General features: G+C 46.3%; 12 protein-coding genes and 1 tRNA gene. 2 read left to right on the plus strand and 11 right to left on the minus strand.

The window, feature by feature from the left end:
- Window positions 1-49: 49 nt before the first annotated feature.
- The 7 genes from MC7420_RS13125 to MC7420_RS13160 all read right to left on the minus strand — a co-directional run bounded on the left by MC7420_RS13125 (window position 50) and on the right by MC7420_RS13160 (window position 6,529).
- A complete protein-coding gene (locus tag MC7420_RS13125; RefSeq protein WP_006100808.1) occupies window positions 50-1,234 on the minus strand; it encodes a GNAT family N-acetyltransferase in 1,185 nt (394 codons plus the stop codon).
- A gap of 258 nt (window positions 1,235-1,492) precedes the next feature.
- Window positions 1,493-1,786: a hypothetical protein gene (locus MC7420_RS13130; RefSeq protein WP_006100786.1), complete on the minus strand. Its 294-nt coding sequence runs from the start codon at window positions 1,784-1,786 to the stop codon at window positions 1,493-1,495.
- A 315-nt stretch (window positions 1,787-2,101) separates the two neighbouring features.
- Window positions 2,102-4,420: an adenylate/guanylate cyclase domain-containing protein gene (locus tag MC7420_RS35155; RefSeq protein ID WP_198016448.1), complete on the minus strand. Its 2,319-nt coding sequence runs from the start codon at window positions 4,418-4,420 to the stop codon at window positions 2,102-2,104.
- Between the two features lie 140 nt (window positions 4,421-4,560).
- Window positions 4,561-5,355, minus strand: coding sequence for an alpha/beta fold hydrolase (locus tag MC7420_RS13145; RefSeq protein ID WP_006100972.1), 795 nt, complete (start codon window positions 5,353-5,355; stop codon window positions 4,561-4,563).
- A gap of 189 nt (window positions 5,356-5,544) precedes the next feature.
- Window positions 5,545-5,928 (minus strand): hypothetical protein, encoded by a 384-nt coding sequence (locus tag MC7420_RS13150; RefSeq protein ID WP_006100992.1) that lies wholly within the window; start codon window positions 5,926-5,928, stop codon window positions 5,545-5,547.
- 71 nt (window positions 5,929-5,999) lie between these two features.
- The gene (locus MC7420_RS13155; protein WP_044206968.1) at window positions 6,000-6,233 is read right to left on the minus strand and encodes a hypothetical protein; all 234 of its coding nucleotides are present in this window, start codon (window positions 6,231-6,233) and stop codon (window positions 6,000-6,002) included.
- A gap of 214 nt (window positions 6,234-6,447) precedes the next feature.
- A tRNA-Leu gene (locus tag MC7420_RS13160) sits at window positions 6,448-6,529 on the minus strand.
- Window positions 6,530-6,687: 158 nt separating this feature from the next.
- Between MC7420_RS13160 and accC the strand changes: the two genes are divergently transcribed.
- A complete protein-coding gene (accC, locus tag MC7420_RS13165; RefSeq protein WP_006100845.1) occupies window positions 6,688-8,043 on the plus strand; it encodes an acetyl-CoA carboxylase biotin carboxylase subunit in 1,356 nt (451 codons plus the stop codon).
- A gap of 14 nt (window positions 8,044-8,057) precedes the next feature.
- On the opposite strand, the gene MC7420_RS13170 is transcribed toward accC, so the two are convergent.
- From MC7420_RS13170 to MC7420_RS13185, 4 genes are all read right to left on the minus strand, one after another.
- Complete coding sequence (locus MC7420_RS13170) at window positions 8,058-8,342, minus strand: YggT family protein (protein WP_006100881.1); 285 nt, start codon at window positions 8,340-8,342, stop codon at window positions 8,058-8,060.
- A gap of 286 nt (window positions 8,343-8,628) precedes the next feature.
- Window positions 8,629-9,249, minus strand: coding sequence for a hypothetical protein (locus MC7420_RS13175; RefSeq protein ID WP_006100976.1), 621 nt, complete (start codon window positions 9,247-9,249; stop codon window positions 8,629-8,631).
- Window positions 9,249-9,599 carry an STAS-like domain-containing protein gene (locus MC7420_RS13180; RefSeq protein ID WP_044206971.1) on the minus strand — a complete coding sequence of 117 codons (351 nt, stop codon included), beginning with the start codon at window positions 9,597-9,599 and terminating at the stop codon, window positions 9,249-9,251. The genes MC7420_RS13175 and MC7420_RS13180 overlap by 1 nt, the downstream gene beginning before the upstream one ends.
- Before the next feature lie 15 nt (window positions 9,600-9,614).
- Complete coding sequence (locus MC7420_RS13185) at window positions 9,615-10,457, minus strand: ATP-binding protein (protein ID WP_232231699.1); 843 nt, start codon at window positions 10,455-10,457, stop codon at window positions 9,615-9,617.
- A 773-nt stretch (window positions 10,458-11,230) separates the two neighbouring features.
- On the opposite strand from MC7420_RS13185, the gene nifJ reads away from it, so the two are divergent.
- Window positions 11,231-14,845: a pyruvate:ferredoxin (flavodoxin) oxidoreductase gene (gene nifJ, locus MC7420_RS13190; protein ID WP_006100905.1), complete on the plus strand. Its 3,615-nt coding sequence runs from the start codon at window positions 11,231-11,233 to the stop codon at window positions 14,843-14,845.
- Window positions 14,846-14,858 lie beyond the last annotated feature (13 nt).

Raw genomic sequence — 14,858 nt, forward strand, 5'->3', positions numbered from 1 at the left:
CAGTGACATTCAACTTAAAACTAATGCCAACCCCAATTCCCAATCCCGATTAAAAGAAATCCGGCATCCAAGGTAATGAGCCAGAAAATAGTGAATTAGCTCTTGACAACGCTGCCGCTGTACTATCCAAATACCCCATCCGTTGCAGTTGCTCAGGTGTAAATAAACTGGTAAACAGAGAAGCCAACGCCCTTACATGCAAACGGAATTCACCAGTGCCTCCGGGTGTGACTTTCCCGCGTCCCTGAGACACACTCAAGATAAAGTTACCGTTATTAGCGGCAAATAAATCATCCTGAACCTGTAAATGTAATTCAGTTTCAATCTCTAAAGGATATCCTCGTTTTTCCAACGCTTTCGGAACATTAAGAATCCGCAGCATCCAACGTTCTTGCTGGCGAATTTGAGCCGTTTGTTCCACTAAGGGTAAAGTTAAACTATCCATCAACGAACTATACCAACGTACTTGCCTCACCTGAGAACGATGATCCGCACAGAATGTCCAAAAACGCCGTGCGGCGGCTGGGGTAAGGAATGCCCAATCTTTAATATTCAGCAATAAGCCCTCAGCGTTTGAAGATTGGGTACAAATTACATAGCCTTCCGGTTGAGATTTGGCACCGATAAGATAAGCATAAATGGACTGATCATTTGGTGCTTCAACCAGATTTTGCCAAATCGCTGAATTTCGATTTAAATTACCGTTGGTTGTTTGCGCCTGTTGAGAATATAAGTCCTGAAAAACCTCATAGTTTACGGGTTTTACCCTGAACATCGGTAAAGTGCGATCGCGCTTTTGAATTGTCTGGGTTGGTATCTGCCAACGACACCGAATCCCTGCTTGTTCATAGCCGACTTTGCGGTAGAGAACTTGAGTAGCGGCGTAGAGAGTGGAAATGGGTACGCCTTGCTGATGAAGTTCTTGGAGTGTGCATTGCATCAGTTTATAAGCTGCCCCTGTACCTCGATACTCTGGGGCAATGCCAACGGCGGCAATTCCTGCCATGGGTATGGACTGACCCCCGTACCATTGTCCCATGGTATAAATGGCTAAACCGCCAACAATCTTTTCCCCTTGACGAATGAGACGGAAATTATCTTGACCGATACGATTCAGGTAAACTTGCCAATTGTTTAGGGAACTACCAAAACATTGCGTCAGTAGTTCGCCAAGTTGTTCAGCTTCGTCTGCGTTGGAGATGCATCCATAATCAAGTTGAGCGCTGATAACCATTTTGCACTCTCATAATACTGTTTGTATGTAATTGTAATACATTATCGAGAATTTCCTTGTCGGTTATGGATGAAAACCCTGTCGGGACGGATTTAGATGCTCTTAAATGGCAGAAAAACCCGCCCTTTGCCGCGTGAAAGCGCTTCTGAGGAGATTAATCAAAAAAAGGTTATCAATGGTGACAATTGTCACAGGACTAGAATAACTTGTGCTAATTTTTTCAGTTCAACGATACCAGATCCAGTCGGCGGCGTTGGTTCACGCGACTTCTTGACTACAGGCAGGATGCGCTGTCAAAAACTTTGGGTTGTAGTATTTCACCCCGAGTTTATCCAATGTGGCGATCGCGCTATCCATGGCTTCCTTAATCCAATCATTTGGATCAGGGGACTTTGCACTGAGTTGGTAATCCGTTACATACGGTTCGCACTCATCGGGCTCATAAGTGCCGGAAGCTCGACAAATACACACGTAGATGGTGTTATCAACATCTGGATTTGGCATCTCAATTCTGATGTAGTGATTCAGATAGAGCAAGGTTGACATGAACATGAGCCTAATCTCTCCGTCTTTGCTAAAGGGATTTACATCTCTTAATTAATATTACTTTTATTTTTATTCAATCCCCATAATTTCGCTTCCGCCAAATTTTTGGATTATTTTGTGTACTTTGGCGGATTGACAAATGTTACACTTTTGTGTAAACACATAGAGTTAATTTTTTTTAGATTACTCAAAAAAAATCAATATATTTTTGATAAACTAATGATTATACAACAAAACTTAATCAAATGCAGTACAGTATACCCACGTTAGCAGATGAGCTAACCATGAACCATGAACCATGAACCATGAACAAATATTGAATTATTTACGACTGATAACTATATAAGTCATCATGTCCCCCTTTCCTTTAACCGGAATTTGCCCTCGCTGCTCAAATAAAAACTTGTCCTTACAGAGTTTGTATGTCATTTCTGTAACCTGAATCTTGTCAGGAATACCATGAGACTCCATGCGGCTAGCGGTATTAACCGCATCTCCCCACAAATCATAAATAAATTTCTTGGTGCCAATTACTCCAGCAATCACAGGACCACTATTGATCCCAATCCGCAGACAGAAATTTTCATCCTGAAATTGGTTAAAGCGAGCAATGGCGATTTGCATATCTAATGCCATTTCGATCATGGTTTCAGCATGGTCTTTGCGAGGAGTGGGAATACCACTGGCGATCATATAAGCATCGCCAATTGTTTTAATCTTCTCTAACCCATGTTTTTCCGTTAATTGATCAAATCGGGAGAAGATCTGATTTAATAAGAAAACCAATTGTGTGGGCGGCATCCGCGCCGAAATATCGGTAAAACCAACAAGATCGGCAAATAAAATCGTCACATCAGCAAAGCGATCGGCAATGAGACAGGTTTCCTGTTTTAATCGCTCGGCAATGGGTTTGGGTAAAATATTTAACAATAAACGATCAGCTTTCTCCTGTTCCCAACGTAATGCCTTCTCAGCTTGCTTGCGTTCGGTAATATCACGGACAAAGGCACAGTTGTATTCCTTGCCGTTAAATTCCAAATAACTAATTCGCACTTCTACGGGGATACGTTTACCCGTTTTGCTGCGATGATGAGATTCAAGACAGAGGGAACCACATTGTTGAATAATCTGCCAATGATCTGACCAACTCTGAGCTGTAAAATTAGCATCAATCTCATGAATTTTCATCGACAGCAAATCATTCAGAGGATACCCCAACAACCGACAAGCGGCATAATTGACATACAATAACTTTCCATTTTGCCCAATCCAGAAAATTGCATCAGCCGCTCGATCAATTGAAAACTGCGTAAATCGTAAGGCGTCATTAACTGTTTCCAGTTGTTCATTCGCCGTTTCCAGTTGGGTTGTACGTTCTGCTAATGCTTGTTGTGCCAAATATTTCTCAGTGATATCATTGAACAACCAGAGGCGACCTTGAATATCTTGACCGTAAGTGGGGAAACTTGAGATACTCAGTACCAATGATTGGGGTTGACTAAATGTCCAAATCCAGTCGTGAATTTCTGCTTCGGGTTGAGAAAAAAGTTGTGCCGCCTGTTTAGCAATCTCTTCCTGATTATCCGCGCTGCTGCGTAAGGTTGCCATCGCCTGAGCGATCGCACTCGGTTCCACGTCTCCCTGTTTTAATCCCAAAAGCTTTGCCCCGGCTGGATTTAGCCAACCTTGTCCGCCACTGATATCAACAAATACGACGCCCTGAGGGATTTCTAAAATGGCATTGTAGCGGGCTTGGAGTTGTTCGAGGCGAAACGTGGTGGTTTGTAGGCGTAGAAGGGTGTGGAGTTCCCCCAGTAGTAAATCCAGGAAATGACGCTGGTATGAGGGTAGGTAAGTTTGGCGATACCAGAGTAATAAGATAGCACCTTGCTCCTGTGTCGTTTGTTCCTTCCGCAGGGGGAGTACCGCTAGAGACTTGGTACCTTTAGCGACAAGCACAGGGGCGGCTTTGGGCGTCGCCGGATAATTCCCATAGAATAGGGTGCGTTTATGGGTTAGGGCTTCAGCAAAGAGTTTCGGGGTTGTCAGTTGATTGGGTAGCGCCGTAGATGGGAAACTGACGAGTGATTGAGCCGTTACCTGATCCAGTTGACGCAGTGCGATCGCGGCGTCGGCTTGGCATAACTCATACAACAAACGGGTAACCTGCTCAATAAGCTGATCTGGAGTATGGGTATCTGATTGTGCGATCGCGGCGAGTACAGAACCCGCTGCTAATTTCCATTCAATCTCTAACAGGAAACGACGCACCAGCAAACCCGATGCGATCGCCAAACTCACTCCTGTGAGCCAAGGGCATAAGTAGGCATACCGACTAACAAGCAGCCAGCCAACGATCAAAATCAACCCGATTACAGACAGCGATCGGGGATTGGCTCCATCTCCATTGTCTCCTCTGCTTCTCGGTTCCTCTACTCCCTTATCTTGCCCCGTTTTTGTGGCGGTGAAGAGACTCAGAACCCAAGCAGGTAGAGGGAACAAAACGATGACAGTAAAGACAATCGATCCTAGACTCAACGTTGAGATTCTGCTGGGATTAAGCGTATCTAGTCCAACCAGAATCAGCAATAGTCCGATTAAAAATCGCCTAAATGTAGGAAGCTGATTGGGATGAGCCAAGGACAACAATGAGCATTAACAATAAGTGAAGAAGAAGAATGTCGTTGACATAGAGTGTTTGTCATCAGAGCCAAAGCACTTCTAGCACAAAGGATGCCGACTACGAACTCCTGTTATCTCAACACCTTTTAAGTTAAGAACTAAAGACAAGCCGCGATCGCTTGTGTTACGGTATCTGGCGCACTCAAGTGAGGTAAATGACCCCATGCTTTTATATTGATTAGCTGACTCTCAGGGATGTTATCTGACATATACTGACCAACTTCTGGAGGTACAGCAACATCATCACTCGATTGTAGAATCAGAGTCGGTACATTCAGGCGCGGTAACTCTTTCCGGTGATCCGACTGGAATATAACTCGAGCAACGGCTTGGGCAATATCTGGACGAATAGCCGTCAGAGTATTCGCAAATTCCGTTGCCAGTTCCGGACGTTCAGGGTTTCCCATCACCATTGAGGCAAAACCACTCACCCAAGCATAGTAGTTTGCTGACATCGCTCCATAGAGTGCATCTAGGTCAGACTGATCAAACCCACCCACATATCCCACATCGTTGAGATACCGAGGAGATGCACCAACAAAAATAAGCTGGCTGAAGCATGAGGGATCGATGAGTGCAGCTAGCAAGCTAATCATACCACTGACTGAGTGACCCACCAAGATGGAGTTTGTAAGTTTTAACTCATGACAGATTTCCAGCAAGTCCTCGGCGTAGCTATAGAGGCTACTGTAGCGATGGGGACTATAGGCAGAAAAATCGGATTTTCCAGCACCGACATGATCAAAAAGGACAATCCGATAGTCAGAGGCGAAGGCGGCGACTTGATGACGCCAAGCGGTTTGATCTGAACCAAAGCCATGGGCAAAGATGATCGTCTGAGTACCTTCACCGAGGATATTGATATGATTGCGTTCTAATACACTTGTGGTCATAAGCGGGGTTTTCTAATGTAGGGGCTGCTGAATGTCTTGTGGTGGGGAGAGGCAATAGGGAATAGGCAATAGGCAACAGGAAATACCCAATTTCAATGCATGACAAAGGACGAGGAGATCGTCAAACACCATGAGAGACGCGATTAATCGCGTCTCTCCCCTGAAAATCCTGCATATAAAATTTGTCTTTCAAGAGACAGCGTGGAATGCGGCTAATATTTGTTTAGGTCTCAACGGAAACTTAAACCGTGAATGATTGGTAGATGCAACGGGTTGCGAGTCGGAAGCCTTCGCTTCTTTCTCCTCTAAACCATTCTCGTTTAACTCAGATACCGGAACTAACATGGAATCGTGAGAACGCACCGCCATTTCGCCTTGTGCTAATGCCTCTCGCCACTGACGCCCAGTTTTCCAAGCTTTAAACTTGGCAGCATTCCAACGAGGATTCACTGGATATCCCGCAAATCCACAACGCAACGCGGCATGGTTAGCACTGGGAATCAGGGTATTGACCCAAACATTATCGGTTAGATCGATTAGCATGAAGTTTGGCTCCTTGGAAACTGTAGACATAAACTTCACCTCTCTATTGTTGTCAACCGAACAATTTTGTTGAGTATTATCAACTATTGTATTACGGATTGTTAAATAGCTACATCGCTTACTTGCGATTTACTTGTATTCACCTTCAACCGCAACATAGCCATTTCCGGAGAAACGCGCGATCGCGCCGTTCGTAGTGAGCGCTTTAGCGCTTCCACAGTTCGTAGTGAGCGCTTTAGCGCTTCCACAGTCAGAGATTGACTAGAAACCTTACCAGTCGTTTCTCTCAAGGCGCTGAAATCTAAAGGGTTTGGGATTTTTCCCACCCACGCCATTACCCTTTAGCAATGTAAAGAAACCTTAAAGATTTGTCAAACGTCTTATTTATACAAGCGTCCCCTAATCTGGGGTGACGTTCAATCCTAAATGTTCTCTGCACCCAAACGCAGGCGATCGCACATCTTTTCCCCGGTTACCCTACTGGGACGGACAAAGTTGGGACGGACAAACAATGCGAGTCGCTTCCCGATGCCCTCATACACCAGGGAGTGCGGATGGCGAGACTCGAACTCGCAAGGCTTACGCCACACGCCCCTCAAGCGTGCGTGTCTACCAATTCCACCACATCCGCATGGCTAACCTATTATATCAACTCTTTTGAGAAATTACGACTTCCCGACAATTTTGTTGAAATCCCACCAAAAAACGTCACTAATGATTCCTCAAGGATGCCACCAAAGGGGACAATCCCCCTTATCCTACTGAATACGGATATAGCAGCGCTGTTTTATGGACTTTGCCAAAATCTTAATTGCCAATCGTGGGGAAATTGCCCTGCGAATTCTCCGAACTTGTGAAGAAATGGGAATTGCCACCGTTGCCGTTCACTCGACCATCGATCAACACGCCCTCCATGTACAACTGGCGGATGAAGCTATATGCATCGGTGAAGCGCCCAGTAGCAAAAGCTACTTGAATATTCCTAATATTATCGCCGCCGCCCTGACGCGCAACGCCACCGCCATTCATCCCGGCTATGGTTTTTTGGCAGAAAATGCCCGATTTGCCGAAATTTGCGCCGATCATCAAATCTCTTTTATCGGTCCGTCACCTGAAGCGATGCGGGCGATGGGGGATAAATCCACCGCCAAGGAAACCATGCAACGGGCAGGAGTACCCACCGTACCCGGAAGTGAGGGATTGTTGAGTAGTGAACGAGAAGCCATCACACTTGCCAAAGACATCGGTTATCCGGTGATGATTAAAGCCACAGCAGGCGGTGGCGGACGAGGGATGCGTTTGGTTCCCGATGAGAGTGCCATGAGTCGCCTGTTTCAAGCCGCCCAAGGAGAAGCCGACGCCGCCTTTGGCAACCCAGGACTTTATCTGGAAAAATTTATCGTCCGTCCCCGCCATATTGAGTTTCAAATTCTTGCTGATAGTTACGGTAACGTGATTCATCTGGGAGAACGAGACTGTTCCATTCAACGGCGTCACCAGAAACTCTTAGAAGAAGCCCCTAGTCCCGCCTTAACCCCAGAACTGCGAGAAAAAATGGGAACTGCTGCTGTCATGGCTGCCAAGTCGATTAATTACGTCGGGGCGGGTACGGTTGAGTTTCTGCTGGATGCCATGGGGAATTTTTACTTTATGGAAATGAATACCCGCATTCAAGTTGAACATCCTGTCACCGAGATGATCTCAGGATTGGACTTAATTGCCGAACAGATTCGGATTGCCCAAGGCGAACCCTTGAAACTGACGCAAGACCAAGTGAAGCTTCAGGGACACGCGATTGAATGTCGGATTAATGCCGAAGATCCCGATCGCAATTTCCGTCCTCAACCGGGGCGGATTAGTGGGTATCTACCACCCGGAGGACCTGGTGTGCGGATGGATTCCCATGTATACACCGATTATGAAATCCCCCCCTATTACGACTCATTAATCGGCAAGTTAATCGTATGGGCACCCAACCGCGATGCCGCGATTCGCCGCATGAAACGCGCCCTGCGTGAATGTGCGATTACTGGGGTTGCCACCACGCTGAGTTTCCACCAAAAAATCTTAGAAACCCCAGCGTTTCTCAGTGGTGATGTTTATACGAATTTTGTTGAGCAAATGATGGCAACCGCCCAATCTTAAAGGGTTAGGGGCAGTCAGTGGATCATGGTCAGTAATCCTTGCTGACCGACAAGAATCTCTCGCAGTAAGCTAACAATCCCAACCCAAATAATCGGCGTAATATCCACACCCCCAATGGGCGGCACCAGTTTGCGGGTTGGGACTAAAAAAGGTTCGGTGGGCAAAGCAACCAGATTGAAGGGGAAGCGGTTGAGATCGATCTGAGGATACCAGGTCAGGATAATCCGGAAGATGAATAGTAAGATAGCCAGTCCCAGTAAAGGGCTGAGAATCCATGTTGCCAGTGTCGCAGTATTCATGAGACAATTCCTAATTTCACAGAAAAGTATGGAAATCAGTTAGCCAGTCTAACGCAAGACTGGGATGAACTATAGCAACCGCCATGGCTGTTAGGACACATCATTTATGTAGAGACGTTGCATGCAACGTCTCTACAATGGTGCCGAACGTCCTAATCGATATGTCTATTGCTATACTATCGCACTACGGGGATAGGGTAGGATATCCGTAAAATATGATCAAGTCTGTGATTTTGAGACGGATTCAGGAGAAATGCTAAAAAGTCTGAGTGTTGAAATCATATTTTCACCTCGTCAAAAGTTTACCCTGATTCGCGGCAGCCGCGATCGCGTTACGGTTTGCTGTAAAAACTTGGATTCCCGGAACAGTTACATAGTCACCATCATCCGTAATCACGTTCACGATTCCTGCTTGAGCTATTGCTTCGAGTATGAGCAGATCGTAACCATCAAGGGGTTGAGTCTGGAGTCTGACTAGACATTTGTTAATGCTAACATCATCCACTGTAATATCAATACATGAAGCCATAGATGTAACTTGACTCCAAGCAGTTTGAACTTCGGTTACAACATTAGCTCTTTGCGATGGGTAGTTGTGGCGATAGTCTTTGGCTTTTATTGTGGCGGAAAAAATTTTTCGTTCTGTTGTCTCAATATTGTGTGCTAACTCTGCTAGGGAAAGACCACAGTATCGGAGTGAAGCTTGAACAGAAATAGCTTTCATTAAATAGGAGGGATACACATTAGTCTGATAAGATAGTGCTGAGGTACTAGCTTGGGTATAGGTGAGCCAGTACCAGACATTAGTGTCAACAAGAAAAATGTCATCCTGTTTTGGGATATCAGATTTTGGGATATCAGAGTGAATATCAAAAACCTCAGCCTGAACTGTGTAGTTGATTACCATCAAAGACTATTTGCTTGTTCGCTAACGACTTTATCTACTGCTTTGCGAGTATACTCATCTGAGTAATACCGCTTCGAGTTCTCAATCACCGCTTTGAGTACCTGTTTGCCAACTGGGTTGAGGTTAGACACTTTAAGCAAACGGTTGAGGGTTTCTGGTTTTATGTCTCCTAGCAATTGACCAATGGCAAAATTAAAAAAGGGGGAAGCAAAAAAATCTACTCCAGCAAAGTCTACCTCGACAGGATGATCGGCTATCAGTTCCGGGTGAATGAGTTGGTAAACGGTTTGACCATCTTCAAGAGTCATGCAGTATTTGCCCACTAGGTCGTGGATATTGTATTTTTTCATCGTTCTGACCTCCCTTTAGAACAGTGCCTCCTCGCTGGGTTCAGAGTTCAGCGAGTCTAGTGAGTAATAAGACTCATCACATTTAAGTGTGATATTGACCAGTGTTCCCTCAAAGAAAGTTTGACTACTTTGATACGTTTCTTGCGTTTTGTCAATTATGACATATCCATTATGACTGAAAATCTCCAGTTTTCCCTCATTCACCCTGACAAATTGTTTTAAAGAGTCAAGTCCTATGCCCCTTGCTATACCATGTTTGGTGGTTGTTCCCGGCTCAAATGCCCATTTGAGCGTCTCATCTGCTGATAAGTCAGTCTGCTTCAAAAAATCGCGAACGTTGCGAGGAATACCAACTCCGAAGTCCACGACAGTTAGGTTCAGTTCTTTCAGGTTGGGGTAGTGTTGTCCGCAACTAAAAACCCCAATCTTTGTTTGCCCATGCTCAAAGGCATTTGCATAGATTTCCCAGACAGTTGAAACAATACGGCTTTTCAATAATGGATCGATATGAACCCAACCACGACCTAACCATTGTTCAGATAGGTAATCCCCTAAACCCGTTTTATCTAGCTCTCGGTCTTCTCTATATGGGATGGAGTTTCCTTCCCAAGGCTTTACACCCTCCCCAAAGATGTGCATAAAACCATTTTGTTGAAGATTTATCCGGATTCGATTGTCTAGTGTATCCCAATTGAAGCTAACTTTACCCTCCTGGGATTCAATTAAGCGGGCTAACCCACCGAGAAAAGCTACAGCATTTTGTCGTAGAAAGCTGCATCCAGAGAAATCGAAGACTACTTCCAAGTCTGTCTGGTTGACTTGCTGCCAAAGTTGAAACAGCCGCTCAAAGTCTTTCAACTCATCGTTGATAGTTAGAACTTGAAGAACTAGGCTCACAATTAATTCTGGAATGTGTGGTCAAGATATAGAGTATAGTTTAAACTTAGCCCAATCCCAGCGATGACTGAATTGGCGACGGCGGACACACCGACACCCAACAGGGTTAGCGATCGCACTCGTTGCCGATAGTGACGAGTATAGCGCTAGTCTAGCAACCCTGCCGTACTGCGACCAATCAGATGAACGGGTTGATCCAGGGAACTCTTTTTTTGCCCATCTCCCTCAATGGCTGAGAAGCTGAGAAATATTTACGAAATGAAATATTTCTTAATTATTTTGTACTAATACTTAATCAAGTTAAAATATCCCAGCTTGTAAAAACTAATACAGCTTATTATTTAGATTATTTTAAGGTAGGGAGTTGCCAAAGTCTTAAATAAATTAAAAAAAAGTTAGATTACCTAAATTACTAAATTTTTGTTAGATAATAGAAGAGTATCCGGAAGAAGGCGGGAAGGTTAAAAGACCGTTAACGAATCCCGGAAACGACCGTCAGCCATATAGCCTGGGGGTTGAAAGTCGATTTATGTCCGCCGAGAAAAAACAACATTGACGTTGTTCAAAGAAGGACTCAATTGGAAAATTTATGCTAATTCGATTGCCAAAAGAATTGACGTTTTGTAGTGGAAGAGACGAAATTGATAGGGGATTTGCAATAGATAAGGAATTAAGTTGAAGTTTAGCGCCCCAAACAAAAAAGATTACCCAGCAACCCAAAAAGGTTTGTAACTATGACGAAACGAACGATTGCAACTCTAGACGGAAACGAAGCGGTAGCTCGCGTTGCCTACCCACTCAATGAAGTAATCGCCATTTATCCGATCACCCCCGCTTCTCCCATGGGAGAATGGGCAGATGCCTGGTCTTCAGAAGGTCGCAAGAACCTCTGGGGTACTGTTCCCTCAATCATTGAAATGCAGAGTGAAGCCGGGGCGGCAGGTACAGTCCATGGCGCGTTGCAGGCAGGGTCATTAACCAGTACATTCACCGCCTCTCAAGGCTTGCTGTTAATGCTGCCCAACCTCTACAAAATCGCCGGGGAAATGACCTCAGCCGTGATCCATGTCGCCGCGCGATCGCTAGCCGCCCAAGCCCTGTCCATTTTTGGGGATCACCAAGATGTGATGGCGTGTCGTGCCACCGGCTTTGGTCTGTTGGCGTCGGGATCAGTCCAAGAGGCACATGACTTAGCGTTAATTACCCACGCCGCTAGCCTAGAATCCCGCATTCCTTTTATCCATTTCTTTGACGGCTTCCGCACTTCCCACGAAGTTCAGAAAATTGAACTCCTAGCAGACGAAGATCTGCGGGCGATGATTAATGATGAACGGGTGATGGAACACCGGGCGCGGGGTCTAACCCCGGATCGCCCCGTCTTGCGCGGCACTGCCCAAAACCCGGATGTCTATTTCCAAGCACGGGAAACCGTTAATCCTTACTACAACGCCTGCCCGGAAATTGTCCAGAACACCATGGACAAATTTGCCGAACTCACTGGGCGCAAGTATGAACTGTTCCAATATTACGGTGCCCCTGATGCCGAACGAGTAATTATCCTCATGGGTTCTGGCACAGAAACCGTCCATGAAACCGTGGATTACCTGAACAAACAGGGTGAAAAAGTAGGGATGATCAAAGTGCGGCTGTATCGCCCCTTTGACATGAAACAGTTGGTCAAGGCATTACCGGCTACCACCAAGAGTATCGCTGCCTTAGACCGAACCAAAGAACCGGGTGCTGGTGGTGAACCCCTGTATCTGGATATCGTGACAGCCGTTGAGGAAGCTTGGGAAGCGGATAGTCCCAAACCCAAGGTTGTCGGTGGACGCTATGGCTTATCCTCCAAGGAATTTAGCCCCGCGATGGTTAAGGGGATTTTCGATAACCTGGCGGCTAACCAACCGAAGAACCATTTTACTATTGGCATCAACGATGACTTGACCAATACCAGCCTCTCCTATGATCCCAACTTCTCCACAGAACCCGAAACTGTGGTACGCTGTGTGTTCTATGGCTTAGGGTCAGATGGTACCGTGGGCGCGAATAAGAACTCGATCAAGATTATTGGTGAAGAAACCGAGAACTACGCCCAAGGCTACTTCGTGTACGACTCCAAGAAATCCGGTGCCGTTACCGTTTCTCACCTGCGCTTCGGACCCGAAAAGATTCGCTCAACCTACCTGATTAGCCAAGCGAACTTTGTCGCCTGTCACCAGTGGCTATTCCTGGAAAAATTGAACGTTCTGAGTTCAGCTGCTCCTGGTGCAACCTTCCTGCTGAATTGTCCCTTCAGTAAAGATGAAGTGTGGAGTAAACTACCCCGCCCAATCCAAGAGGAAATTGTCAACAAGCAGTTGAAGTTCTATGTCATTGACGCTAACCAAGTGGCAGTTAGCAGTGGCATGGGACGGCGGATTAACACCGTGATGCAAGTCTGCTTCTTTGAACTGGCGAATGTCTTACCCAAAGCAGAAGCGATCGCGAAAATTAAGCAGTACATCGAAAAGACTTACGGCAAGAAGGGTGCAGAAGTTGTCCGCATGAATATTGAGGCGGTGGACAACGCCTTGGCGCATCTGTCTGAAGTGCAAGTACCTGACACAATAGACAGCACTGTGGATATGCGTCCCCCAGTTCCCGACACCGCCCCAGCCTTTGTCCGGGATGTGTTGGGTCAAATGATGGCGCGGGATGGCGATAACCTGCCCGTGAGTGCCATGCCCGTGGATGGTACCTTCCCCACTGGCACGACGAAATGGGAAAAACGCAATGTAGCATTAGAAGTTCCCGTTTGGGACCCCGATGTCTGCGTCCAATGTGGGAAATGTGTCATGGTTTGTCCCCATGCGGTGATCCGAGGTAAATCTTACGACTCACAGGTGTTAGAAAATGCCCCAGATTCTTTTAAGTCCACGGATACACGGGATAAAGAGTATGGGGGACAGAAATTTACGATTCAGGTGGCGGTAGAAGACTGCACCGGTTGCGGAATCTGTGTCGATGTTTGTCCGGCGAAGAATAAGTCTCAGCCTAAGCTGAAGGCGATTAACATGGAATCCCAGTTACCGTTGCGGGAACAGGAACAGACAAATTGGGACTTCTTCTTAGATATTCCTAATCCCGATCGCCGTTCCTTAAATTTAGACCGGATTCGCCAGCAGCAATGGCAGGAACCCCTATTTGAGTTCTCCGGCGCTTGTGCGGGTTGTGGTGAAACGCCGTATCTGAAACTGGCGACTCAACTATTTGGCGATCGCATGGTGGTGGCAAATGCCACAGGCTGTTCCTCGATTTACGGCGGAAATCTACCAACTACGCCTTGGTCACAGAATGCTGAAGGGCGCGGACCGGCTTGGTCGAATAGCTTATTTGAAGATAACGCCGAATTTGGCATTGGCTTCCGGGTGTCCATTGACAAACACACCCAATTTGCCGCTGAGTTAGTGCAAACTTTAGCGGGTGAGATTGGCGATAACTTAGTCGGTGGGATTCTCAACGCGGAACAGAAATCCGAAGCTGATATTTGGGAACAACGGGAACGGGTGGCGCAACTCAAGCAGAAACTGCAAGGGATGAACTCTCCCGAAGCCAAGCAGTTGTTAAGTTTAGCCGATTACCTGGTTAAGAAGAGTGTCTGGATTATTGGCGGTGACGGCTGGGCGTATGATATTGGTTACGGGGGTTTAGACCATGTGATGGCAAGTGGTCGTAATGTGAATATCCTGGTGTTGGATACTGAGGTGTATTCCAACACGGGTGGTCAAGCGTCCAAAGCTACCCCACGGGGGGCGGTGGCGAAATTCGCAGCAGCGGGTAAACCGTCAGCGAAGAAAGACCTAGGTTTGATTGCGATGACCTACGGGAATGTCTATGTTGCTAGTGTGGCAATGGGGGCGCGGGATGAACATACCTTGAAGGCGTTCTTAGAAGCGGAGGCGTATGATGGTCCATCCCTAATCTTGGCGTATTCGCACTGTATTGCCCACGGGATTAATATGACCACATCGATGTCGCATCACAAGGCGTTGGTTGAGTCCGGGCGTTGGTTGCTGTATCGCTTCAATCCCGATTTAGTCAAAGAAGCGAAGAATCCCCTGCAACTGGATATGCGGAGTCCGAAATTCCCGGTGGAACAATCCATGTATCAAGAAAACCGCTTCAAGATGCTGACCAAGAGTAAGCCAGAAGATGCTAAACGTCTTTTAGGAGAAGCGCAGCAGGATGTGCAGACTCGGTGGCATATGTACCAATATCTGGCAGCCCGTCAGTTGGACACCCAAAACGGTCATGGAAATGGTCAGACAACCCAAACTGGTGAGGAAGTTAAGGAACCGACGAATACCTAAATAACAGTGTAGA

This window comes from Coleofasciculus chthonoplastes PCC 7420, assembly GCF_000155555.1.
GTDB lineage: Bacteria > Cyanobacteriota > Cyanobacteriia > Cyanobacteriales > Coleofasciculaceae > Coleofasciculus > Coleofasciculus chthonoplastes_A.

Excerpts from the sequence above, each read along its gene's own strand:
- MC7420_RS13125 (WP_006100808.1), bottom strand. The coding sequence starts at position 1,234 with ATGGTTATCAGCGCTCAACTTGATTATGGATGCATCTCCAACGCAGAC.
- MC7420_RS13130 (WP_006100786.1), bottom strand. The coding sequence starts at position 1,786 with ATGTTCATGTCAACCTTGCTCTATCTGAATCACTACATCAGAATTGAG.
- MC7420_RS13145 (WP_006100972.1), bottom strand. The coding sequence starts at position 5,355 with ATGACCACAAGTGTATTAGAACGCAATCATATCAATATCCTCGGTGAA.
- nifJ (WP_006100905.1), top strand. The coding sequence starts at position 11,231 with ATGACGAAACGAACGATTGCAACTCTAGACGGAAACGAAGCGGTAGCT.
- accC (WP_006100845.1), top strand. The coding sequence starts at position 6,688 with ATGGACTTTGCCAAAATCTTAATTGCCAATCGTGGGGAAATTGCCCTG.
- MC7420_RS13150 (WP_006100992.1), bottom strand. The coding sequence starts at position 5,928 with ATGTCTACAGTTTCCAAGGAGCCAAACTTCATGCTAATCGATCTAACC.
- MC7420_RS13175 (WP_006100976.1), bottom strand. The coding sequence starts at position 9,249 with ATGGTAATCAACTACACAGTTCAGGCTGAGGTTTTTGATATTCACTCT.
- MC7420_RS13170 (WP_006100881.1), bottom strand. The coding sequence starts at position 8,342 with ATGAATACTGCGACACTGGCAACATGGATTCTCAGCCCTTTACTGGGA.
- MC7420_RS13155 (WP_044206968.1), bottom strand. The coding sequence starts at position 6,233 with ATGGCGTGGGTGGGAAAAATCCCAAACCCTTTAGATTTCAGCGCCTTG.
- MC7420_RS13180 (WP_044206971.1), bottom strand. The coding sequence starts at position 9,599 with ATGAAAAAATACAATATCCACGACCTAGTGGGCAAATACTGCATGACT.